This window comes from Streptacidiphilus sp. BW17 (assembly GCF_041262485.1).
Taxonomy (GTDB): domain Bacteria; phylum Actinomycetota; class Actinomycetes; order Streptomycetales; family Streptomycetaceae; genus Streptacidiphilus.
Window position 1 is genome coordinate 127,972 of the sequence record NZ_JBGCCR010000018.1, and the last position, 22,809, is coordinate 150,780.

The following is a 22,809-nucleotide window of genomic DNA, read 5'->3' on the forward strand; positions in this document are numbered from 1 at the left end:
AAGCCGGAGAGCACGGCCGTACGAATCCGACACGGGAGCGATCATGGGGCCGACACGGTTCGGCGACCTGCCCCCTCGCCGACGCCGGCGCCTGATCATCGAAGCGAGCCTGCGCACGACAGTCACCGTCGCCGCGGTCGTGGCCGCCTACTTCCTGATCCCGATGGGCCACGCCGTGAATGCCGTGACCGTGACCGAACTCGTCCTCAGCCTGCTGGCCCTGCTCCTCATCCTGGGCTGGCAGCTCCGCAGCATCACCCAGTCCGACCACCCCGGCATCCGCGCCCTCGAAGCACTCTCCGTCACGTTCCCCGTCTTCATTCTGCTGTTCGCCACCACGTACTTCCTGATGAGCCAGGCGCACGCGGAAGCGTTCGGCCGTCCCCTCACCCGCGTCGATGCCATGTACTTCTCCACCACCGTCTTCACGACCGTGGGATTCGGCGACATCACGGCCAGGACCCAGCCGGCACGGATCCTGGTCACCATCCAGATGGTGCTGGACCTCGTCGTCCTTGGGGTGGTGGTCCGACTGGTCATCAACGCCGTCAAGATCGGTCAGCGACGGACCCGCTGAAGGCGACAGGCACAGAGCCGGCCTACCGCGCCGGCAGCCGCGCGACCGCGATCAACAGGGGCGCGATCCTGATCCAGCGCTTGAAGCGGCGCACGAACGCGTCGACCGGTCCTCACCCGTCCAGCCGCCGCCCCTGACGCGTCCATCCGGAGTGACCACCGTCACGGCACGTGTCGATCCCGGTGACCTGCCGCAGGTTGCCCCAAGCTGAGCGGACACGATTGTTCCCGCAGCTGTTCCCGCAGCGCGATTGGGGGTCCACGCCGTGACCGACGGAAGCAGACGGCGGTGCCCGGCCGCGCCGGCTGGAACTCCGGCGGGACACGGACGCCCTGACACCGCGTTTCGGTGAGCGACACCGCCTGGACGAGAGTCGCAGTGGCCGGGGTCATCGCCGCCTATGCGCTCGCGTCACGCCGGTTGGCCGGCACACCGGTGTCCGCCGCCATGGTGTTCGTCGGCTCCGGGATCCTGATCGGGCCGGTGGGCCTGGACCTCATCAACCTCCCGCACGACAGCGAGCAGCTCCGCACCCTGGTGGAAGCCGCCCTGACCCTGGTGCTGTTCACCGACGCGACGACGGTGCGCCCGGCAGACCTGCGCAGCGGCGGCGCGCTGCCCGGACGCCTGCTGTCGGTCGGACTGATTCTCACCATCGGGGCGGGCTGGCTGCTGGCCTGGCCGCTTCTTCCCGGACTGACGGTATGGGAGTTGGCGTCGGTGGGCACGATCCTCGCCCCGACCGACGCGGCACTCGGCAAGAGCGCCATCTCCGATCCCCGCGTCCCGGGGCTGGTGCGTCAGGCCCTGAATGTGGAGAGCGGACTGAACGACGGCATGGTGCTGCCCTTCTTCGTGCTCTTCCTGGCGGCCATTCCGGGCACCTCCTACGCGCACGAGGGCCTGGCCGGGTCGTTCTGGCGCGCCCTGCTGCTCAGTCCCGCTCTCGGCCTGGCGGTCGGAGGCGTCGGTGGCCGACTGCTGACGGCGTCGAACGACCGTGGCTGGGTCACTCCGGAATGGCGTCAGATCTACGTTCTCGCAGCAGCCGTGGGCGCATACACGGTCGCCGCGGTCACCCACGGAAGCGGCTTCATCGCGGCGTGGGTGGCGGGGTTCGCTTTCGCATACGCCCTGCGCAGCAACGTACGCAGCAACGGATCCCCGACGGTTGAGGTGGCCCGCACGACCGAGTTGGCCGAAGACCTCGGCGGCCTGCTGGCGATGCTCAGCCTGTTGGTCTTCGGCGCCGTGATGCTCGGCCCCGCTCTGCAGCACCTCAGCTGGCGGATCGTCGGATACGCCGTGCTCAGCCTCACCGTGGTGAGAATGCTTCCGGTCGCGGTCGCCCTGGTCGGAACCAGGCTGAAATCGCCGACGGTGGCCTACGTCGGCTGGTTCGGCCCGCGGGGCCTCGCCTCGGTCGTGTTCGGCCTCCTGGTCGCCGAGGAACACATCCACGGCGTGGATCTGCTCAGCCAGGTGGTCGCCATCACCGTCGGGCTCAGCGTGCTGCTCCACGGGACGTCAGCAGCAATGCTCGCCGCTCGCTACGGACGCTGGTACGAACGGGCCGCCGCCGACCCCGACCTCCGGGAGAGCACCGATGCACCAGACGCACCGCGACGCCGCCGACTCGGCCCGCTCGGACAACCCGAAGGCTGAGCCGTCCAGTGCCCATGGAGACCCCCGACCCAACGAGGGCGAACCCACGACCCCGTCCACCAGGCGGCACACCGAGCGAGCTCGGTGGTGCTCGTGGCCCTCCTGGTCCTCTCCGGGCTCATCGCCGCCACAATCACCACCGGGTCACACTGACCGCGACCCCGACCTTCCTGCCGTGCGTGCTGCGCCACGCCGCCCGGCACCGACCCGAAGCCGCACGGAACGTGCCCTGCGATCAGACGGAAGCCGCGGGACGAAACACCCGTCAGACACCGGTGGTGGCTTCGGCCTTGCCGTCCCGCACGGCGGTCTGAAAGGCGGCGAAGTCGGCTTCGTTCTGGTCGGCGTAGGTTTCGGCGAAGTCCGCGATGGCGTGGTCGAACCGGTTCGAGCCACCGAGGTAGGCGGCCAGCGCCACGCGGTCGCCGGAGCGTGCGTGTGCCCGTGCCAGGGTCCAACCGCACAGCCAGGCGTACACCGCCATGCCCGAGGGGATCATCACCTCGATCGGTGCGGAGAACTTCCAGTCACGCAGCTGACGCACATAGAAGTCCCGGTCCACCCCATCCGGACCGGTGACGCGGGCCCAGCCGAGGAAGATGTCGCTCTGCGCCTGCATCAGATGCTGTCCGGCGACCACCCGCTCGCCCTGGTTGGCGTACGCGCTGCGCCCGGCGTACTCCACCAGAACGGACGGCTGGGCCTCCTTGGCCTGCAGGAACAGCGGCTCGACCCCGTCCCCGGCCTCCATCAGCACGATCCAGGCCCGGGTGCCGACACTGCCGACCCCGACGACCTTGCGGGCCATCTGGACCAGGCTGAACTGATTGAGCAGGTGCCGTCGGTCGCTCTGCAGGGTGCGCCGGTACTTGCCCAGCACCGAACCGATCAGCTCGTAGATCGCGTCCGCCTGCACATCACTGAACACCTCTTCGACCGGGACGATCGTCGGCGGGTCGCTGATGATCCGCCGCCGACCCTCGACCACCGTCGTGAGCTTGCCCAACGCCTGCGTACTGTCGCGGGTATGGGCCTTGGCCAGCATCGCCTCCGCCGCCTTGAACCGCTTGGCCTTGACCTCGGACCTGAACTCCCCGATGGCGTCCTCGATGTCCAGGTGCGCGTACCAGACATCCAGGAGGGGCTGCTTCGCGAAGCCGCGCATCGCCTGGCGGTAGCCCTTGGCAGCCGCCAGGACGATCTTGCGGCAGGCCTTGCCCGAGAACCCGTTGTCGCGCCCCGCCACCACCAGGCTCGCGGCCAACCGCTTGACGTCCCACTCGAAAGGCCCGGGAAGGGTCTCGTCGAAGTCGTTGACGTCGAACACCAGCCGCCGCTCCGGTGAGGCGAACGCGCCGAAGTTCGACAGATGCGCGTCCCCGCACAACTGGACCCGCAGCCCCGAGGCAGGCGTGGCAGCCAGATCCGCCGCCATCGGCAACGCAGCCCCACGGTAGTACGTGAACGGCGACACCAACATCCGCCCGTGCCGAATCGGCACCAGCTCCGGCACCCGCGACGCCGCCTGCCCCAGCAACAGCCCAACCGGATCCCGCGATCCGCCCGGCTCGAACTCCGCATGCGCCTCCAACGGCACCCGCTCGCGAGCATCCTTCCCCAACGCCACCCGGTCAGCGCGACTCACAGGCTCCCCCGCCGCCCGAACCGGACCCCGGGAGGACCCCCGCGCACCAGACGTTCCACCTGCCACACCCATGGTTCGTCACCGTCCTGACCACTCCCGTCCGGCCACAGCCGCCTGGGCCACCGACCGGCAAACGCCACAGATAGTTATAGATACACCTATTCCGCCCAAACAATGCCAAGCCGGGGCGGCGTACCCCGAAGGGTTGAGCCGTCGCCGCGGTCGTGCAACCAGTCCGTCCGGAGACGACGCGCAGTAACGACGGCCATCGCCCCCTCTCCTGCGGCTGGGGGACGCATCGGCGTGGTCGGAGAACCGGCGCGTCACTCGCGTGAGGTCGTAACCGACGTGGTCAGAATGGGGCATGGCATCAGGCCCGGACCCGGTCGCTCCGCCCCCGTCGACGCCGGTCCAGGCCTCTGAACGCGGCGAGCACTGGTGGCCGGTGGCGCTGGCGATTCTGGTCGCCACGGCTCTCCACGTGGCACTGCCCGCGCAGTACCGAGTGAACCCCTCCTGGGTCGTCCCGGTCGTCATGTTCGCACTGCTGGCCGCACTGATCATCGGAGATCCCGGCCGCATCGATCGCCAGAAGCCGTGGCTGCGGATCACGACCAGCGTCGCCATCGCCGCCCTGACGGTGGCGAATCTGATCGCCGGCGTCCGCTTGGTAGCCGACATCCTGACCAACAACAAGCTGTTCGCCAACAACGCCATCGCGCTGCTGGCCACCGGCGGAGTGGTCTGGGCGACGAACGTGATCGCCTTCGGGCTGTGGTTCTGGGATCTGGATCGTGGTGGTGCTGCTGCCCGCGCGCACCAGCCCTATGCGAATCCGGCGCTGGTGTTCCCGGAGATGCTGCACACGGACTACGTGCCCACCACCTGGGTGCCGATCTTCGCCGACTACCTCGTGCTGGCCTTCTGGACGGCGACTGCATTCAGCCCCACCGACATCTCCGCGATCAAGCGGTGGGCCAAGCTGATGATGATGACGGAAGCGGTGGTATCCGTCGGGATCGGAGCGCTGGTGATCGCTCGTGCGATCAACATTCTGCAGTAGGAGCCGTCTACCTTCCGGAGACCGTCGGGGCTCAAGCTCAGGGAACCAGCCGACCGGTGGACACACGGAGCATCGCTCGGTCCCCGGCGCGGACGCCGTGGTGGCCTAGGCTGAAAAGCGTGATCTCAACGCCGAGTCCTGACGACGGCCACGAGTGACCCAGTCGACGTACCAGAGTCTCCCCAAGGGGGAGCGGCGCAGGCTCCTGGCCCGCGCCGTGCTCCGTCCCACCTTGTTCTCGACTTGCCTCGTGGCGCTCTACTTCGTTCTCCCGCTCGGGGAGCGTACTACCGCCAGGACCGAGTTCCTGATCGTTGTCGGCCTTCTGGCAGTAGGTATTCTGATCGCCTTTCAGGCCCGCTTGATCTCACGCTCGCGCTACCCCCGGCTCCAGGCCGTCGAGGCATTCTCGCTCTCCGTGCCCCTCTACCTCCTGCTCTTCTCGGCAGCGTACTTCCTGATGGCGACATCCCAGCCGAGCGCCTTCACTCAGCGCCTGACCCGGCTGGACTCGCTGTACTTCACCGTCACCGTGTTCAGCTCGGTCGGCTTCGGAGACATCGCTCCCCGTTCCGAGCCGGCCCGGATCGTGACGATGATTCAGATGCTCGGCAATCTGCTGGTCGTCGGCTTTGCGGTGCGGATCCTTCTCGGGGCCGTTCAGGTCGGCCTGCAGCGACGAGCGGGAGGCGACCCCAAGAGCGATTGACCCGCCGAGCCGATCGCCACGGGTCGCACAACCAACCCGGCGTCACGCCGGAGCCCGGCCGTGGCGAGCAGAGCCGGTTCAGGTGACGAGTTGGTAGATGCTCTTGCTCACCAGCCACAGGCCCACCAGGACGGAGATCCCCACCACGGCCTGGTCGGTGTGGCTGTCCAGCCACACACGGAAACGGTCGAGCTTCTGGCCTGCGGCCTGCGGAGCGAATGCCGTGTACAACTCCATCGCGAGGATGCTGGCGGTAGCGAGCAAACAAAAGCCCATCAGAGCCAGATACGAGCCGATGCTGGACACCTTGGCCTGCACGACGACTGCGGCGCCGGCCGCCACCATGCCCCAGGGCTGCAGAAACACTCCGAATCCGGCTGCCGTCCAGGCGGACACGTCGTGAAGACGCGCCATCCAGGTCGCCGGTTTGCGCGGTTGGCCGACTGTCTTTCGTCGTTTGTACTCGCCGAAGCCGATGAGGGAAAGGCCGATGGCCAGCTTAACGGCCTCGGCCCCGGTCGAGGGTGCGGTGTGCGGCTTCGGAGGTGTACCGCCCGTGCCCAGGAGCACCAGCGCGACTACCACAACCAGGCAGGCCAGCCAGGCGAGGACGAAGGCCAGGCCCTTCCGAACACCGCGATGCGCGGTGAGGATCAGGATGAACGCGGTGTTGTGGAGGGGACCCAGCGTGATTGCCACGCCGATGACGAAGAGGTCGAGAAGCATCGAAGACGAGCTCCCTGGGAGAAGCAATCGGTGATCCCGCTGTCAGCTGAAATCCGCCCGCCAGACGCGCTGGACGTCTCCGCCGACCTGAGTTGCTCCGACCGCGCAGGCCGCCACGACCGCCCGCGGTCAGTCAGCATCCGGCGACCTCGAGCCACGTAATCGGCCGAACCCCGGACAGCGGACGCGATGGCGAGCCATGACTTCACTCTGACGGCGTCTGCTCGAACCCGCATGTCACGGGCGGGTACACGATCGCCGAAGGGTGCGGTTCGTTTCGGGTGACGGTCACAAGAAGGCCGAGAAGGCGGCGAAGAGGCAGCCGCCTTGGCTGCCGATCTGCAAGCTCTGGAGTCCGCCGCGTTGGGCTTGATGGCGGTCACCTGTGCTGAATTTGTGCCGGAGACGCACAAAGCGAAGTGACTCTTCGTAGTCGCCCCGCTTGACCTGCATGTTCATGGTGGGCACAGACGGATTCGAACCGCCGGCATCTGCTTTGTAAGCCTTCCCACGTCCCACACGGGGTGGCCTGCAAGTCTCTGACCTGGGCGCCAGCAGAGCGATCACCCGCAATTGCCCGCTGTTCCCCGCTGGGGTCTCGCTGTCTTGGCACGGAAGTGGCACGCGGTAACCGTCGGTCCTTGGCTCCCGCAGTCGTGGGTCAAAGGCCGGCGCTGACGCGTGAAGCTCAGTGACGCCTGCCTTGTAAGCTCGACCCGAGCTACCAGCGACCGGCGGCGAATCCGCGGTCACCGTGAACCGAGCTGACGCCGACAAGTAGGGCGGACCGCTGTCGACCGCCGGCGTTGATGTCATCTGGTGATGTCGGCTGCAGTCGACGAGGTTGCGCTACCTCCGTGCTGTACAGCAGGGCTCTACCACGCCCGACTTAGCTGGCGGGCCGTGGGCAAGCCATAGCCTCTCGCGCCCTGGCTCACTACTCAGCGGCCAAGAGGGGCGGCGAGGTCGACCTCGGAAGCCGCCGATAGAACGGGTAGGCCTGATCAAAGCTCGTATCCGCCATGGATCACGGTCTGGCTCAGCCACTGGCCTTGGAGTCGCGTCGTGCAGAATCTGCCGACTGGGACTGACCCGTACTGGAGCCCTACCTGCCTCTTGGGGGACGGCCTCAGCCGGGCGCCAAGCGACCTGGGGTCAGCTCAGCCAGCGCCCCTGGTCGGGCGATCACCCCTTCGGAGGGTTTACTTGCCTCATGTGACGCCATACTGTTAAGGCAAGCGATTGAACATGCAATTCACTTGTTCACAAGAAGCGCTGACGGACAGTGACGGGCCAAGACATGCTGATCAACTTTAGGGTCTCGAACTACAAGTCGCTCCGTGAGCCGCAGGTTCTTGACCTGCGATCGGTTTACGATCAAGGCCGGGGTGAGACGGTGGGTGTCGCCGCCCTGTACGGTGCAAATGCCTCAGGGAAATCGAATCTGCTTAAGGCGATTCGATTTATGCATGACGCGGTAACCGGCCAGAATGAATGGAACAAGGGCGAGAAGATTCGACGATCCCCATTCCTTCTGGATGATGAATGCCGTGGCCTGCCCTCATCCTTTGCCATTGAACTCATGCTTCATGGAATCCCGTATTCTTATGGATTCTCTGTGATGGATGACCGCATTGCGGAGGAGTGGCTTCACTCATTTCCCAAGAAGAAGAAGCGAGTCCTCTTCGAGCGTGTCGACGGACGATTCCACCTTGGGCCTAGCTTTGCATCCGCTCGAGCTTCTCTGTTGACCGAAATAGTGACTCCGCAAGAGCTATACATTGGATCCGCCGCAAAGGCTCTAGGTGGCGAAGCCGACCTTATTCGGATGTGGTTCGCTGGCAGTCTTTGGTTTGCCGAAGACGAGCGGGCAAGCAGAAGCATGCAGCGGCGAATCACCATCGAAACTTTGTCGGAAGGTGTCCTGCAAAACAGAGTTCAAAGTTTCCTCAAGATGGCAGATTTCGGGATCGAGCGCGCCTCTTACACGGATACCTTGGTTGAGTATATTCGAGACGAATCTATGGACCCTGGGCAAGGGTCATTCAGGGTTGAGCGAAGGCCCGGAAAGCTTCGAATTCGATACAATGCCCAAGAGCCTCCTTCCATCCCAACTGAACTAGTTCTGACTCTCAATGAGTCTGAAGGCATCACCCTGGCCCACTCGGGAAAGTCTCCAGCAGACTTCAAGCTGGAGGATGAATCGAGAGGAACTCAAACATGGTTTGATATTGCAGGGATGGTCGTCAGGGCGCTTGATGAAGGATGGACCCTCGTCATTGATGAGTTGGACACCAGCCTTCACCCGCTCTTGCTGGCTCAGTTGATCCGACTCTTCCAAGACCCAGCGAGCAATTCCTCGGGGGCGCAGCTAATCTTCACAACACATGATGCTTCTCTCATGGGAAGGCCTGGTGGGGAAGAGGTGCTGCGGCGAGACGAAGTCTGGTTCGCAGAAAAGGAACCGGCGTCGGGGGCGACTCATATCTTTCCCCTGACAGATTTTAAGCCGCGCAATGGGCTGAACTGGGAGAGGCGCTACCTTGGCGGCGCCCTGGGGGCAATCCCCTATACGTCAGCATCACTTTTTGACGAGGTTGCCTCTACAGAAGGTAGTCTGGCGTGAGTCAGTTCAGGAATAGTCGAGCTCAAAAGAGAACGGCATCCATTCAGCGCCGACGAGAGCACCGAATGCTGCTCCTCGTGTGTGGCGCGAAAGTCACGGAAAGGAATTATTTTAATGGGCTGAGGGACGCCTTTCGCTCGTCTAACGTGCGTATTAAGGTTGTCACGGAGCCGAAGTCTCCTGTGCAAGTCGTAGAGAAGGCCGCCGAAATATTCGAGGACGAGCGGGATTCGTTCGATGAATGCTGGGCTGTATTCGATGTTGATGAATTTGACATGACAGCAGCGGTGGCCCTGGCTGGGAAGCGTAATGTCAGGCTTGCGATTTCCAATCCATGTTTCGAGTTTTGGCTGTTGCTGCATTTTTGCAATTATTCGGGTTCACTGGCGGACTTTAGGGCGGTTTTGGGTAAGCTCAAGAAATACTGCCCGAGGTATGACAAGTCACGCATTCGATTTAGTGATTATGTCCAAGGTGTCCTTGGGGCAATCGATCGAGCTCGGGTGATCGATGAGAAGAGCGAGGAACTTATTCCGAATCCTAGCTCTGGTGTTTGGCGGATCGCGGAGCAAATGGTGCCGCCAGGACAGAACTGACGCGTGGTTCCTCCTCAATCGGGCAGCTTTGCCGAACTGGGGTTCTCCCAGGGCCGCCAGGCTCACGGCGTGATCCTTGGGCTTGGCCTGGCGGCCCTGGGAGGTTCCCGGTACGCCTCCGGCGCTCGACCGAGGAGGAACCACCCCGCACCGTTCCCACTGACTACCTGCACCCTCTCCTCTTGCTTCGACTCCCCTTGAGAGGGCCGGGGTTTGGGGCGGAGCCCCATAACCGCCGCCCTGCTGGCAGGGATGGCGACGACCGAGGGGAATCGCGTCGCGCTCCCGGGAGACGGGTCCGTCAGGTACTGCGTGCCTTGTGTCAAGGACTGCCGCGGTCCCGCCCCGGTCCGACCGGTGCACTGGACGCACCCCGTACCCGTCCCGGCGGTGGGTGCTTGAAGCAAATCGTCGGTGAGCTCAGCCGTGCAGCCCCGGACTGTTGATCCCCCTTGTTCCGTCTCAGCCGAGGGGGAGGTCACCGCCAACGTCGGCCGCACGGGGCGAAGACAGGAGTGAGGGCGGGCGTCGGCGGATGGCCGACGCCCGCGTAGCAGTGTGAATGTCCAGACCGCGAGGTCGCCGATCAGTTATTCGCTCTGCCCGTGAGTCCGTAGTGGCTACTGCGGGACTCATCCCGCGTCGATTCCTTGCTCTTCTATCCCCTTCGGTTGGTGGAGCACAGGCCTGCGGGAGCGACCGGGGAGAGGGTGCCGATCGGGCCGGGGCGGGCCGGGGCAGCCGTTCGCGGGAAGGTCAGCAGTGACGGCCAGCCGTGCCGCGCGAGCGGAGCGAGCGCCTTGACTCAGTAGAGAAAGCCATCACAGCTCTGGGCCTAACAACCCGGACTCGTCATGGCCTCGCATCGGCGCGCTCCGCAAGCCCCCGAAGCTCCGGCGAGGCTGACCGACCCGCCACCAACATCAGTTCCCGGATCGTGTCGCGGGACACCACGTGGGTGCTGATCATCCCGTCACCGCTGTGGCGCAGGGCTGATCGTCGTGAACGACTTGATGGCGTTGATCGAGGCTGGTGGCCCGATAGGGATCTCGGCCACGGGTGGTCCGCTGTACGCCCGTGAGCACGCGCCGCGCCTGTACTGGTCGGCGGTCGGGATGCCGGCGGCGCTGTTCCGGATGGGTCGGGAATGGGCGGACACCATGGAGGCGTGCGGGCTGTCGAAGGAGCCGCCGATGTGGAAGGTCTTCGCCGCCCGTCGTGGTGAGGACAGTCCGCTTGCCCGGCCGGTTCCGCCGAAGCTGCGCGGTATCCGTCCCTCGACCCGTGGCGTCCGGATCCGGGTGCGTCTGGCGAAGGGGATGACTACGCAGAGCGTCGCGAACGGTGCGGAGGCTCTGCGGCATGCCTGGCAGGTCCACTCGGTGCACGTGTCGGAGGTGCGTCCGGGGGTGGTGGATCTGCGGATCACCGGCTTCAATGTGCTGCGGGGCGAGAGTCCGCTGCCTGATGGCGAACGACAAGGGCAAGCGCCGCCGCTTCGGTTCGGTGCGTCAGCTCCACTCCGGACGCTGGCAGATCCGCCACCCCGACCCATCACCGGGTTGATGCGGACTGGCGAGCAGACCTACGCCACCAAGAAGGAGGCTGAGATCGCACTCACGCTGAGCGAGGCCGACATCACGCGTGGCCGCTGGACGGACCCCGACGAAGGCAAGGTGAACTTCGGCGACTACGCCGATGCCTGGCTCCGAGACCGGAAGCTCGCCGACACCTCCCGTCAGCGCTACGCGATTTCGCTGCGGCTCCACATCCAGCCGACCTTCCGGCACAGCAGCGTTGGGGAGATCACAACGGGCAAGGTTCGTGCCTGGCGCTCGAAGCTGCTCGCATCCGGCGTCGGTGAGCCAGCTGTGGTCAAGGCGTACCAGGTCCTCCGGGCCATCATGAACAACGCACTGGACGATGAGCTGATTCAGCGGAATCCCTGCCGGATCAAGGGTGCTGGACAGTACGAGGTGCCGGAACGCCCGGTCTTGACTGTGGAACAGGTGCTCGCCGTAGTGGAGGCCATCCCGACGCGGTACCGGCTCATGGTCCTCCTGGGTGCCTTCACCACGCTCCGCTTCGGGGAGCTGGCGGCGCTCCGCCGGTCGGATATCGACTCCGCAGCACTCACGGTGTCGGTCCGCCGCTCGCAGGCCGAGCTGTCGACCGGGGCAGCTTCTCGACAAGGCACCCAAGACGCGCGCTGGCGTCCGAGCGGTCGCCTTCCCGGTCGAACTGCTGCCGAGCGTGACCGCGCACCTGGAGCACTTCGTCTCTGCCGACCCCATGTCCCACGTGTTCACAGGTGCGCTGGGCGGCCAGCTCCGGCGGAGCAACTTCCACGAGGTGTGGGTCCGGGCTCGAAAGAAGGCGAAGATCAGCGAAGAGGTGCACTTTCACGATCTCCGCCACACTGGGAACACCCTCGCGGCCAATGCCGGGGCCAGCACTCGGGAGCTCATGACCCGGATGGGGCACAGCGGCACTCGCGCCGCGTTGATCTACCAGCACATGACCGCCGGCCGGGATCGCGTCATCGCGGACAAGCTCGGGCAGATGATCAAAGAAGCCAGGGAGGCGAGTCCACCGGATGTGGACTCATCTGGCACGTAAGTGGCACGCGGAGCCTCACGTCGAACACGGCGTGGGGCTCCGTTCCTGTTCAGAGCTGGTGGGCACAGACGGATTCGAACCGCCGACATCTGCTTTGTAAGAGCAGCGCTCTACCGCTGAGCTATGCGCCCCCGGGCATCCCCGATGGTCTCGGCCTGAACCGGGACAAGGGCTAAGAGTACCCGGTCGTCGTCGCGGTGTGCGCCTTCGTTGGTGCGGGGGTGGTGGGGTGGGTGGGAGGATGGGGCTGGCCCGGTCGGGAAGATCGGGGCGGTGGTGGGTTGCGGGTGGTGGTCGGGGCCCGGTGACCGTGGCGCGTGGAGCGGGAGAGACGACGTGGCGGGCGGTGCGGCGCGCAGGTGGCGGGGAGAGGCCGGGAGAGCCGAGGCGCAGGCGGCGCGTGAGGCTGCCGCGCAGGCGTTCTACGAGGTGGACACGCTCCAGCGCGACGTCCGGATCAACGTCGAGACCGTGGCCGCCGCCGACAGCTCCCCCGGGGCCAAGCGTGCCGTCGCCGACTTCGCCGCGATCAGCGGGCGCGTCGACCAGGTCAGCACCGCGTACATCGGCGCGCTCGACGCCGTGGACCTCGACGCCGAGGAGCTCTCCCCCGGCGCCGCCGCGCAGGCGCGTCAGCGGCTGGACCACAGTCGGCAGCAGCTGCTGCGGGCCAAGGCGGAGCTCGAGCAGTTCGCCGCCTACCTGGAGCCGCTCCAGTCCGCCGCCGCCGCGCAGCTCGCGCAGGTCGCGCCCGCCGTGGAGCGGGCCAAGCAGGCATGGCTGGCCGCGAGCAACGCGCTCGACGCGGCCAAGGCTGCCCGGCTCGGCACCGACGCACAGTCCCGGAAGCTGGCGGAGCTGGGACCGCAGCTCCGGCTGCTCGGCGAGGGCGCGGGCAAGCACGGCGTGCAGCCGATACTCCGCGCCGCCGCCGACGTGCAGCGCGCCGCCGAAGGCATCCGGGCCGAGGCGGAGCGGCTGCCGCAGCAGGCCGCCGAGATCGACCGGGCGATGAGCTCCCTCCGCACCCGGACGCAGGCGCTGCAGACGCGGGCGGAGCAGGTCGGACCGGTGCTGAGCGAGCTGCGCCGCCGGTTCACCGAGGCCTGCTGGCAGGACCTGCAACACGTGCCGGACCAGGCGCAGGACGCCGCCCGCCAGGCGCTGGCCCAGCTCCGCGACGCCGAACAGGCCCGCAACGACCAGCGCTTCGCCGACGCGCAGGCGGTCATCCAGCGCGTCCGCACCCTGCTCACCACCGCCGACGGCTCGGTTGCGCTGGCCAACGACCGGCTCCACGCGCTCAACGAGGCGCAGCGCGCGCCGCAGGACGAGATCGAGCGGACCCGTTTCGCGCTGCGCGACGCCCAGCGACTGGCGATGGCGGGCCGCAACGCGCCGGACCCCCGGCACGCGCAGCCGCTGGACGCGGCGCTGGAGCGCCTGGAGCGCGCCGCCACCGGCCTTACCGGACGCCACCCCGACTACTGGCACTTCCTGACCGAGACGGCCGCCGTCCGGGAGACGGCGGCGTCGGTCGTCCAGGCGATCCGAGGCGAGAAGGGCATGCCGTCGTCCCGGTGACGCATCACGCTGACGCAGCACGCGTGGCAAGAAGCAAGAAGGATGACAGGATGTCGGCATGCCTCGCTATGACTACCGCTGCCGCACCTGCGGCGCCACCTTCGAGCTGAACCGTCCGATGTCGCAGGCCAACGCGCCGACGGTGTGCCCGGCCGGGCATGACGACGTGGCCAAGCTGATGTCGATGGTCGCCGTGACCGGTACCAGTGGTGCCGCCGCCCAGCCGCAGGCCGGCGGCGGAGGCGGTGGCTGCTGCGGAGGCGGCTGCTGCGGCTGAACCAGCCCCGCGACTGCCCACAACGAAGCGAGTCTGTTGCACGCGCCCCGGCCCGGCCGGACGATGGAGGCGACGACTGCCGTCACCACCCCCTCAGAACCAGGGAGGCGGCAATGAAACTCCAGGACCATCTGCCGGTCGACCACCGGCTGGGCCAGGTCTACCGGTACAGCGCCGGGGCCATCGGCCTGTTCCTGGTCGTGTTCGGCATTCTCGGCTTCACCAACAACGTCGGCTTCTTCTCCACGAGCGGGGACCACGTTGCCGGCCTGACCAGCAACGGTGCGTTGAGCCTGCTGTCCGTGATCTTCGGCGCGATCCTGATCGCGGGCGCGGTGATGGGCGGCAACACCGCTTCGACGCTCAACATCAGCATCGGGATCCTGTTCATCCTCAGTGGCTGGGTGAATCTGGGCCTGCTGGACGGCGGGCACAACATCCTGAACTTCCACATGCGAAATGTGATCTTCAGCTTCCTGGTCGGCCTCGCGCTGATGGTCTTCGGGATGTACGGCCGGGTCACCGGACACCTGCCGCACGACAACCCGTACTGGCGCAACCGTCACCCGGAGGCGGCCAAGTTCAACCCGCTGCCGCCCGCCGCACTGCCCCACTGACGCCGGAGTCCGACCCCGGCCCCGGCCCCGGCCCCGGCCCCGAACCCAAGCCCAGCCCCGCACGGACCACGGCCAGCATCCGGCGCAGCAGTTCCTCCCCCGCCGCGACGCCGGTCTCGGCGAGGGCGGTGACACCGGGCGCGGTCCACCCGGCCTCGGCCAGCTCGCCGTGGCCGGGGCGGAAGGCCGCGTCCGCGGCGAGCAGCAGTTCCGCGTCGAGCAGCGAGTCGCCTGCGGCCAGGACGGTCGCCGCGCCGGTCCGGCGTCCGACCTCCGCGAGGGCTGCGGACTTCGTCAGCGGCTGCGGCACCAGGTAGACCTTGCGGCCCTGCAGCGAGACGCCCCAGCCGCGCTCGGCCGCCCAGCCCGACAGCTCCTCGACCCAGCCCGGCGGCAGCGACGGGCGGTCGACGACCAGGTAGGCGAAGAGGTCCTCGGCGACGCGGCGCTTGCGCGTCCACTCCGGGTCGGCGGTGAGCGCGAGGCGGTGCACGATCTCGTCCAGCGGCGCGCACTGCTGCGCGAGGGTGGCGCGGACCTGGGCGTGCCAGTCCTGGTCGGGCTCGCCGTCCACGAGCAGGTGGCCGCCGTTGGCGCAGATCGTGTGACGCGGCGTCCAGTCGGGGACGGGGCCGGGGAGGTGGATCCGCCGGTACTGGGCGACGGTGCGGGTCGTGGCGGGGACGAAGTCGGTCACCGCGATCAGGGTGGCCAACAGCCGGGCCGCGTCCTCGGTCATGTAGGAGAGCGGCTCGCCCTTGTGCACCTCGACGACCAGCAGCCGCGGCGCGTCCTCGTCGGGGACGCGGAGGCCGAGCGCGCGCGCGGAGTAGACCAGCGTCCGGTCCAGATCGCAGCCCACCAGATGGCGAGTACTGCTGCTTCCGCTCATATCGAGGTCCCTTCCGGGCCGGTGGCCCCGCGCGTGTAGTCGGGGTGGATCAGGCCGACGCAGCTGTACGGGAGGTCGTCGACCTCCTCGACGGGGACCGCGCGCTGCGAGGCGAGCAGCCGGACATGGTCCAGGTCCGCGCCGGCGCCGCGCCGGACCAGGACCCGCCATGGAACCCGGCGCAGCAGCACCCTGGTCGTCTCCCCGACCCCGGGCTTGACCAGGTTGACGCTGCCGATGCCGTACTCCGCGCTGATCCGCTCGACGGCCGCCCAGCCCGACCAGTCCGGCGTGCGCGCGGCCTCGGACGCGCTCCCCGGCGCGGTGAAGCGGCGCGCCTCGGCGACGGCGGTGTCCCGGACCGCGTCGAAGCAACCCGTGACCTGGTTGAGGAAGGCACCGGAGACGTCGGCCCCGGCCAGCTCGCGGTAGAACTTCGCACCGTGGAAGTCGTCCGGGCCGATCAGGTCGGCGCGCAGCACGGTGCGCGAAACCAGGCCGGAGACGGTGGAGTTGAGACAGGCCGAGGGGATCAGGAAGTCGTCGCGGGTGCCGAAGGTACGGACGCACCGGCCCGGGTCGGCCAACACCGCGAGCGCCGGGTCGAAGTCGGTACCGGCCAGCGCGGCGGTGAGCTCGCGGGTGATCGCACCTTTGCCGGTCCAGCCGTCGACGAAGACGATGTCCTCGGGGCGGTGCCAACGGGCCAGGTGGCGCAGGGCGTTGGTGTCGATGCCGCGCCCGCGCACGATGGAGACGGCGTAGTGCGGCAGTTCCAGCCCGTGGACCTGCCGGGCCCAACGCCGCATCAGCACCCCGACGGGCGTCCCGGCGCGGGCCAGCGAGGCCAGCACCACGTTCCGGCCGTTCCGGCCGCCCCCGCCATTCCGGCCGCGCCGTCCGCGCTCGGCGAGGACGGTCTCGGTGACCACGCCGACGGCGTGGGCGACGCGCGCGGCGGAGGCTGTCAGTGCCTGCTGATAGAGATTCTGGTAGTCGGCGCTCGGCTGGTACTCGACGGGCAACGACTCGGCATAGTGGGCGCCGCCGCGCTGGATCGCCTCCTCGCGTTCCTCCGTAGGGGCCTCCAAGGTGACGTCGGAGAGGTCCTTGAGCAGCCAGGCGACCTCGTCCGCGCGGTAGGAGGAGAACGCGGGCCCGTACAGCGGCGCGGGCTGCGGACGGTAGGAGGGGACGACGGCGAGCAGCAGCTCGTCGGTGACGCCACGCAGCGCGTCGGTGAGACCGCCGGGTCCGGTCAGCCGCGCGGTGTCGGCGTCGGAGTCGACGACGAGCACGATCGCGTCGAAACGGCGCTCGGGGTCGGCGCCCGGGGCGACGTTGTAGACGTGGCGAGGACCGTCATCCGCGCCGAAGTCCGGCGCGGGGAAGGAGAGTCGGGTGCGTATGGCGTAGCCGGCATCGTCGACGGCGAGCACGGGCGAGCGCGTGGTGCTGGAGAACCGCACGTCGACGCCCGGGGGCAGTTCGTCCTCCAGTGCGGCGGCAAGCCGCAGCGGCGCGTACATCAGCTCCTCGCAGCCGAGGACGAGCACGCGACGTGGCGCGCCGGTCAGCGCGACGGCGAGGCGGCGCGCCATGTCGGGCAGGGCGGCCTCCAGCCGTACGCGGTCGGCGGGCAGGAAGCCGTGCCTGCCGCCGTCCGGCAGGCCGCGCGGCCAGCCGAGGTCCACGCGCGTGAGTGGGGCGAACGGGGTGAGCGCGGCGGATGGTGCGTCGAGCTCCGTCGGCGCGCCCTGCTCGGCCTGGGCCGCCTCGGCGGCCACCAGCTCCTGACCACGCGTCAGGACATCGTCCGGCAGCTCGATCCGCGTAGTCACCGCCGCGACCACGTCGATCCGCGTGCCCAGTTCCGTGCCGAGCCGGGACAGTGCCGCGCGGTCCGCGTCGTCGCGCAGGTCGAGCAGAGTGACCACCACGTAGCGGTCGCGCGGGCACAGCACGTGGAGGGCGCGCAGGGTGTTGGCGACGGTCCGGCCGGTCGAGAACTCGTCGTCGACCAGCACGAGCGGGCCGACGACGGCCTTGCCGTCCGCCTGCGGAACCAACAACTCCGGCCGCTCCGGAAGCAGCAGATGGGAGGTGGCATGCGAGTGCTCCTCCTCGAACCCGCCCAGGGGAGCGACCCCGGCCACCGCGCGCCGGGTCGAGTGCAGATACGGCACTCCTACGCCGACATCGCCGATCGCATCGCCGTTCCCGTCGCTGTTCCCGTCGCCGATCCCGTCGGCGACGCAGTGGCCCAACGCCGTCGCCGTCTCCGCGTAGCCGAGGACGACCGCGCGCGCCGACTCCTCAGGGCCGAGCAGCTCCCGTACAGCCCGGCCCAGCGCGAGCCCCGCCTCCCGCACCACGGCGGGACGTTGCGGCACGTGTTTGCCGAGGACGGTGGAGACCAGCAGGTGCGCGCGCAGCGGATTGCGGCGCAGCGCGAGGCCGACCAGCTCGCGTGCCTCACCCTCCGGCAGTCGCACGCCGAGCCGTTCGGTGACCCAGGTCCCGGCCCACGCGTGGGCGGCTGCCCCGGGCGACTCCACCGCGTCCTTCGGCTCCACCACGGACGAATCCATCACGTCGTTCGTTCCTCGGTTCTCGTTCGGTTCCCAGCCCAACATCCGCAGGTGGCCAGGGGATGGACACGACGGCAACATCAGCAGCCCCAGTCGGCTGCCCCCGTCAGCCGCCTCGGTCAGCCACCCACACAGGCGGCCAGCAGATCCGCAAAGCTGACGTCCTCGCGGGCGACCCCGAAGGCCGCCGCGCGGGTCGTCACCCGCTGTGCCCACGCCCGGTGCGGCTTCACCTCGTTCATCTTGTTGACGTAGGCGGACCGCACCACACCACCTCCCGCCCGGTCCTCGCTCAGGATGTCGCGGGCGTCCGACCACTCCTCGTGCGTGGCCACCGACATCGCGTGGACGGCCGGCACATGGCTCGGATGGATGCAGGTCTTGCCCAACAGGCCGTTGGCCCGGTCGAGTTCGAGCTCGCGGATCAGGCCGTCCAGGCCGTGGTCGATCAGCCGACGCCGCACCTGCCCGGCCGGGGGCTCCGACTCCTCGAAGGGACTCTGTCGCAGCTGCGGCTTGAACTTCCGCTCCTGGACCGGGAAGTACTCCCACACCGGCCCGGTCAGCACATGGCCCGTGCCGTCCGCCCGGCCCAGCACGTTGACCACGTCGCCGATCACCGCGGCGACCAACTGCACGTCGTAGGCGGTCAGATCGGGCGGCCGGCGCAGTCCGTACGCCGAGCACAGGTCGGTGACGCCGAGTCGGACGGCCAGCACCAGTTCGCGGTACTTCTCCAACAGGCGGGCGACCCCGAGCAGCGTCTCCGCGCGGCTCTCCAGATACGCGAGACGGGGCGACTCCAGCACCGGCATGGCGTACATCGGCAGACCGCTCGCTGCCCGCAGCTCCGCCAGCGCCTCCAGGAAGGGCAGGCCGCTCTCCTCCGTGAACTTCGGCACGACGAAGCCGGAGAGCAAGGCCAGCGCCTCCCCGCCCATCCGGGCGGCCAGATCGGCTATCTGCTCGGGCCCCCGGACGCGCACGAACAGCAGCGGCAGCTCCCCGTCCCGCTCCGAACGTCTTCGCTCCGAGCTCCCTCGCTCCCAACGACGACGCTCCGCCCCGTCCGACGCCAGCGCGCGCAGCTGCGCGACCAGGTTCCGCTCGGCTGCCGGGACTTCGGCGTCCTCGACCGCGTCCTCCAGGCACAGCACCATGGACGTGACTCCACGAGCGGCCTGCCGCCGCACGTCGTCGGCCAGGCGCGGACGGATCGCCGGGGAGTAGAGCGTCGCGCCCAGGGCGACCGCGAGCTGGGCCGGGGCGCTGTCGCGACGGAACTGCTGTGGCTGATGCAGGAAGAGACGGTGTCTGGTCCCCTCGTCGAGCTGGCCGAAATGACGCATGGTTCCCCCGCGGAGCGTCGTGAGCTGGGCTTTGGCGGTTCATCGTACGGAACGCCTGGACGAATTCCAGCCGTCGCGCGACAACTTCCCCAGGACTCACAGGACGCGGTGGTCGTCGCGGAGATCCGGGCGGAGATCCACACGGAGGTCCGCGCGGAGGCCACGCGGAGGTCTCCGGGCATCGGGTTACCCGCAGGCAGGCAGGTGCGGCAGGATGAACCCATGACCAAGGTCATGCCGAAGGGCTCGAACACGACACTCCCCGCCGAGGCGGCGGCGGTGCGCGCGGTGCTGCGCTGGCTGAGCCGGCCCGGTACGCCCGACGTGGACGCTTCGGCGCTGCTCCTCACCGTGCAGGGCCGGGTCGGCGACGACTCCGACTTCGTCTTCTACAACCAGCGCCGCCACCCCACGGGCCTGGTCCGCTACCGCGCCAAGTCCCGTCACGGCGAGGAGACCACCGACACCGTCGACATCGACCTGCATCGGCTGCCGGACTGGGTCGACCGGGTCGTCCTCGGCGCGTCGGTGGGTGACGAGGAGAGCTTCGCCCAGGTGGAGGGGCTGCAACTGCTGCTCTTCGACATCGCGGGCGGTCCGGGTGCACCGGCCATCGCCCGCTTCGACATCACCGACGCACGGCGTGTGGCCGCGCTGCTCTGCGGCGAGCTCTACCGGCGCTCGGGCCGCTGGAAGTTCCGCGCCATCGGTCAGGGCTACGCGGCCGGACTGATCGCCCTGGCCCAGGATTTCGGCGTCACCGTGGACGAGGGTCCCGAACCCGCGCCCACCGCGCCCCCCATCCCGGAACCCGAACCGGTGCCCGAACCGCAGCAGCAGTCGGAGCCTGAGCAGCAACTTCCCCTGCCCTCAGCGGAACTGCCGGAGCCTCCGTCAGAACGGACGCCGTCCCCGGTACCACCGACACCGCCCACACCGCCGGAGCCACAGGAACAACCCGAGCCCCAAGAGCTCCCGGCCCCGGCCCCAGCGCCGACCCCCGCCCCGCCCGAGCAACTGCTGGACCCGCCGGAGGGGTTCACCCTCCCGCTCCAGGGCCCGCAGTTCCTCCCTCGGCCGTCTCAGCCGTCCCCTCAGCCGTCTCGGCCGTCTCAGCCGCCCACCGGCTTGTAGCCGCGCTGCCACTGCAGCCCCCAGCCGTAGAGCCGGTCGAGCTCGGCCTGGAAGCCGTACACGTACCGGACCTCGCGGCTGACGGTGAACTCGCCGTTGCCGCGGTTCTGGAGCAGCAGCACCGCGCAGGAGCGCGCCTCCGCCGCGCGCTCCTCCAGCCGGACCTCGATCCGCGGGCCCGCCGTCGGAAAGAGCGTCACCACCGCGTGCGTACGGTCGAAAGCGGGGGTCTCGTCGTAGATGTAGACGAAGATCAGCAGGCGCTTGAACTGGTCCCGCTTGTCCATGTCGATGTACATCATCTCGCCGGTCGGCGCACCCGACCGGTCGTCATGGCTGAGCTTGATGTACGGCGGGTGCTGCAGGTCGCCCATGTACGCGCCGAGCGGCTGGATGACGCCCTTGCTGCCGTCGTTCATCTCGTAGAGACAGCCCAGGTCCAGGTCGACCGCCACCGGTTCGGACGCGCCGTAGCTGAGCTCAACCGGCTTGAAGGGGTTGGGGTTCAGCAGTCGACGCCACATCTCCCGGGCCGAGGGCCGGGGGGACTCCGGAGCCCGCGCGGTCCAGTGCAGGTTGACCTGCATGGTGCCGCTCAGGGCCCCCTGAGCGGTCAACGAGACGGTGGGACGGCGTTTGTCCAGCGTCACCCGCTCGATGCCGACGTCCATGCCCCGGTCGGCCTTGCGCAGCAGGTCACGCAGCCCCGCCATCGTGTGCACTCCCCCTCGCGGGACGGCCTGTCCGTCCGTCAACTCCGGGTTACCCGCCGAGATGCGGCAGTATTCCGGTCCTCGCCCGCCGGGCCCGTCACGTCCATCCCCATGGGGGATTGACGCCACCCGGTCGATAACACAGCTTGCTCACGCGTACCATACGGAGTCTCCTGCCACACTCCCAAGCCGAGGCGCGCCCGTATGAACCTCTCCTCCATACAACTGGTCTGGCTGGTCGTCGGCTGCGCGATCGCGTTGGCCGTCACCGTCATCATGAGTCTGCTGCGCACCAAAAAGCCCAAGCACGCCGCCGCAGAGGACTCGTGGGAGCGGAGCGAGGAGCGTCGCAGGCGCAAGGAGGCCGTCTACGGCGGCGCCTCCTACGTGCTGCTCTTCGCCTGCGCCTCGGTGGCCGGCGCGCTGTCGTTCCACGGCCTGGTCGGCTTCGGGCGGCAGAACCTGGACCTCTCCGGCGGCTGGGAGTACCTGGTCCCGTTCGGTCTGGACGGCGCGGCCATGTTCTGCTCGGTGCTCGCCGTGCGCGAGGCCAGCCACGGTGACGCGGCGACCGGTTCGCGCCTGCTGGTGTGGCTCTTCGCGGGCGCGTCGGCCTGGTTCAACTTCGTGCACGCGCCGCGTGGCGGCGACCACAACGGCGCGCCGCAGTTCTTCGCCGGCATGTCCCTCTCCGCGGCGATCCTCTTCGACCGCGCGCTGAAGCAGACCCGCAAGGCGGCGCTGCGCGAGCAGGGCCTGGTGCCGCGTCCGCTGCCGCAGATCCGCATGGTCCGCTGGCTGCGCGCCCCGATCGAGACCTACAAGGCCTGGTCGCTGATGCTGCTGGAGAACGTCCGCAGCCTGGACGAGGCGGTCGAGGAGGTCCGCGAGGAGAAGCGCGCGCGCGAGCTGGAGACCGCCCGCCAGCGCAGCGCGGAGCGCCGCGAGCGCGCCGAACTGGCGGCGATCGCCCGCTCCGTCCCGGTCAAGGAGCTGACCGCGCTGGACGCCGCGGACACCGCGTCCGGAGCGCCCGCGCTGGAGCCCGCCGCCACCCGCGGGGTGCTGTCGAGCCGCCGCCGCGCGAGCGAGCTGTCGAGCGCACCGATGGCCGGGCTGGAGGAGGAAGAGGACAACACCATGTCCCGACTCGACTCGCTGGACCGCAAGTTGAAGGACCTGGAGCAGCAGTTCGGCTGAGCGCCACACCGGGCAGTTCCGCACCCTTCGGCGGGCGGCGCTGCTCGGCGCCTTCCGACAGCTCCCGACACCTCTCGGCTCACGCTGACCTGCGAAGTCACCCCTCCTGAAAGCGCCCTGCGCCCTCTAGATGTATTGACCACGAGCGTTGTTGACGGTCCTGGGGGCTTGATCATGACGAAGACCTCCGGTGTGGTGGAGGTGTCTAGGCTTCACCGCACACACG

At 68.4% G+C, this 22,809-nt stretch carries 19 protein-coding genes, 1 tRNA gene and 1 pseudogene; 13 read left to right on the forward strand and 8 right to left on the reverse strand.

Annotation, left to right across the window (positions count from 1 at the left end; all coding sequences use genetic code 11):
* Positions 1-43 precede the first annotated feature (43 nt).
* Both ABH940_RS22405 and ABH940_RS22410 read left to right on the forward strand, forming a co-directional pair.
* Positions 44-577: a potassium channel family protein gene (locus ABH940_RS22405; protein ID WP_370072995.1), complete on the forward strand. Its 534-nt coding sequence runs from the start codon at positions 44-46 to the stop codon at positions 575-577.
* A 348-nt stretch (positions 578-925) separates the two neighbouring features.
* Positions 926-2,242, forward strand: coding sequence for a cation:proton antiporter (locus tag ABH940_RS22410; RefSeq protein WP_370106039.1), 1,317 nt, complete (start codon positions 926-928; stop codon positions 2,240-2,242).
* Between the two features lie 265 nt (positions 2,243-2,507).
* On the opposite strand, the gene ABH940_RS22415 is transcribed toward ABH940_RS22410, so the two are convergent.
* Positions 2,508-3,887 (reverse strand): DUF2252 domain-containing protein, encoded by a 1,380-nt coding sequence (locus tag ABH940_RS22415; RefSeq protein WP_370106040.1) that lies wholly within the window; start codon positions 3,885-3,887, stop codon positions 2,508-2,510.
* 481 nt (positions 3,888-4,368) lie between these two features.
* On the opposite strand from ABH940_RS22415, the gene ABH940_RS22420 reads away from it, so the two are divergent.
* Positions 4,369-4,950 carry a hypothetical protein gene (locus ABH940_RS22420; protein ID WP_370106041.1) on the forward strand — a complete coding sequence of 194 codons (582 nt, stop codon included), beginning with the start codon at positions 4,369-4,371 and terminating at the stop codon, positions 4,948-4,950.
* A 250-nt stretch (positions 4,951-5,200) separates the two neighbouring features.
* On the forward strand, positions 5,201-5,659 hold the full coding sequence (locus ABH940_RS22425; RefSeq protein ID WP_370063774.1) for a potassium channel family protein: 459 nt from the start codon (positions 5,201-5,203) through the stop codon (positions 5,657-5,659).
* 78 nt (positions 5,660-5,737) lie between these two features.
* Here ABH940_RS22425 and ABH940_RS22430 read toward each other — a convergent pair whose 3' ends face one another.
* Both ABH940_RS22430 and ABH940_RS22435 read right to left on the reverse strand, forming a co-directional pair.
* Complete coding sequence (locus ABH940_RS22430) at positions 5,738-6,385, reverse strand: GAP family protein (RefSeq protein ID WP_370063772.1); 648 nt, start codon at positions 6,383-6,385, stop codon at positions 5,738-5,740.
* A 288-nt stretch (positions 6,386-6,673) separates the two neighbouring features.
* Complete coding sequence (locus tag ABH940_RS22435; RefSeq protein ID WP_370106042.1) at positions 6,674-6,853, reverse strand: hypothetical protein; 180 nt, start codon at positions 6,851-6,853, stop codon at positions 6,674-6,676.
* An 832-nt stretch (positions 6,854-7,685) separates the two neighbouring features.
* Between ABH940_RS22435 and ABH940_RS22440 the strand changes: the two genes are divergently transcribed.
* The 4 genes and pseudogenes from ABH940_RS22440 to ABH940_RS22455 all read left to right on the forward strand — a co-directional run bounded on the left by ABH940_RS22440 (position 7,686) and on the right by ABH940_RS22455 (position 12,226).
* On the forward strand, positions 7,686-9,011 hold the full coding sequence (locus tag ABH940_RS22440; protein WP_370106043.1) for an ATP/GTP-binding protein: 1,326 nt from the start codon (positions 7,686-7,688) through the stop codon (positions 9,009-9,011).
* Between the two features lie 65 nt (positions 9,012-9,076).
* Positions 9,077-9,607 carry an RloB family protein gene (locus ABH940_RS22445; RefSeq protein WP_370106044.1) on the forward strand — a complete coding sequence of 177 codons (531 nt, stop codon included), beginning with the start codon at positions 9,077-9,079 and terminating at the stop codon, positions 9,605-9,607.
* A gap of 1,565 nt (positions 9,608-11,172) precedes the next feature.
* Positions 11,173-11,394 (forward strand): annotated as a pseudogene (locus ABH940_RS22450) (site-specific integrase); the annotation flags it as partial.
* A 466-nt stretch (positions 11,395-11,860) separates the two neighbouring features.
* Complete coding sequence (locus tag ABH940_RS22455) at positions 11,861-12,226, forward strand: tyrosine-type recombinase/integrase (protein ID WP_370106045.1); 366 nt, start codon at positions 11,861-11,863, stop codon at positions 12,224-12,226.
* Positions 12,227-12,282: 56 nt separating this feature from the next.
* Here ABH940_RS22455 and ABH940_RS22460 read toward each other — a convergent pair.
* A tRNA-Val gene (locus ABH940_RS22460) sits at positions 12,283-12,357 on the reverse strand.
* A 205-nt stretch (positions 12,358-12,562) separates the two neighbouring features.
* Between ABH940_RS22460 and ABH940_RS22465 the strand changes: the two genes are divergently transcribed.
* From ABH940_RS22465 to ABH940_RS22475, 3 genes are all read left to right on the forward strand, one after another.
* On the forward strand, positions 12,563-13,810 hold the full coding sequence (locus ABH940_RS22465) for a hypothetical protein (protein ID WP_370106046.1): 1,248 nt from the start codon (positions 12,563-12,565) through the stop codon (positions 13,808-13,810).
* A gap of 58 nt (positions 13,811-13,868) precedes the next feature.
* The gene (locus tag ABH940_RS22470; protein ID WP_370063592.1) at positions 13,869-14,087 is read left to right on the forward strand and encodes a zinc ribbon domain-containing protein; all 219 of its coding nucleotides are present in this window, start codon (positions 13,869-13,871) and stop codon (positions 14,085-14,087) included.
* A 113-nt stretch (positions 14,088-14,200) separates the two neighbouring features.
* A complete protein-coding gene (locus ABH940_RS22475; protein ID WP_370063590.1) occupies positions 14,201-14,704 on the forward strand; it encodes a DUF4383 domain-containing protein in 504 nt (167 codons plus the stop codon).
* On the opposite strand, the gene ABH940_RS22480 is transcribed toward ABH940_RS22475, so the two are convergent.
* The 3 genes from ABH940_RS22480 to ABH940_RS22490 all read right to left on the reverse strand — a co-directional run bounded on the left by ABH940_RS22480 (position 14,670) and on the right by ABH940_RS22490 (position 19,536).
* Complete coding sequence (locus tag ABH940_RS22480; protein ID WP_370106048.1) at positions 14,670-15,596, reverse strand: HAD family hydrolase; 927 nt, start codon at positions 15,594-15,596, stop codon at positions 14,670-14,672. The two genes, ABH940_RS22475 and ABH940_RS22480, sit on opposite strands and share 35 nt — an antisense overlap.
* Entirely contained in the window at positions 15,593-18,187 is a 2,595-nt protein-coding gene (locus ABH940_RS22485) for a phosphoribosyltransferase (RefSeq protein WP_370106051.1), read from the reverse strand. Before ABH940_RS22485 ends, ABH940_RS22480 begins: the two co-directional genes overlap by 4 nt.
* A gap of 119 nt (positions 18,188-18,306) precedes the next feature.
* Entirely contained in the window at positions 18,307-19,536 is a 1,230-nt protein-coding gene (locus ABH940_RS22490) for an HpcH/HpaI aldolase/citrate lyase family protein (protein ID WP_370106049.1), read from the reverse strand.
* A gap of 222 nt (positions 19,537-19,758) precedes the next feature.
* Between ABH940_RS22490 and ABH940_RS22495 the strand changes: the two genes are divergently transcribed.
* On the forward strand, positions 19,759-20,670 hold the full coding sequence (locus ABH940_RS22495; RefSeq protein WP_370106050.1) for a TerD family protein: 912 nt from the start codon (positions 19,759-19,761) through the stop codon (positions 20,668-20,670).
* Here the strand turns inward: ABH940_RS22495 and ABH940_RS22500 are convergent.
* Positions 20,649-21,383, reverse strand: a complete 735-nt coding sequence (locus ABH940_RS22500) for a Tellurium resistance (protein WP_370063582.1) — start codon at positions 21,381-21,383, stop codon at positions 20,649-20,651. The genes ABH940_RS22495 and ABH940_RS22500 overlap by 22 nt on opposite strands.
* Positions 21,384-21,587: 204 nt before the next feature.
* On the opposite strand from ABH940_RS22500, the gene ABH940_RS22505 reads away from it, so the two are divergent.
* Positions 21,588-22,583 (forward strand): DUF2637 domain-containing protein, encoded by a 996-nt coding sequence (locus ABH940_RS22505; protein ID WP_370063580.1) that lies wholly within the window; start codon positions 21,588-21,590, stop codon positions 22,581-22,583.
* Positions 22,584-22,809 lie beyond the last annotated feature (226 nt).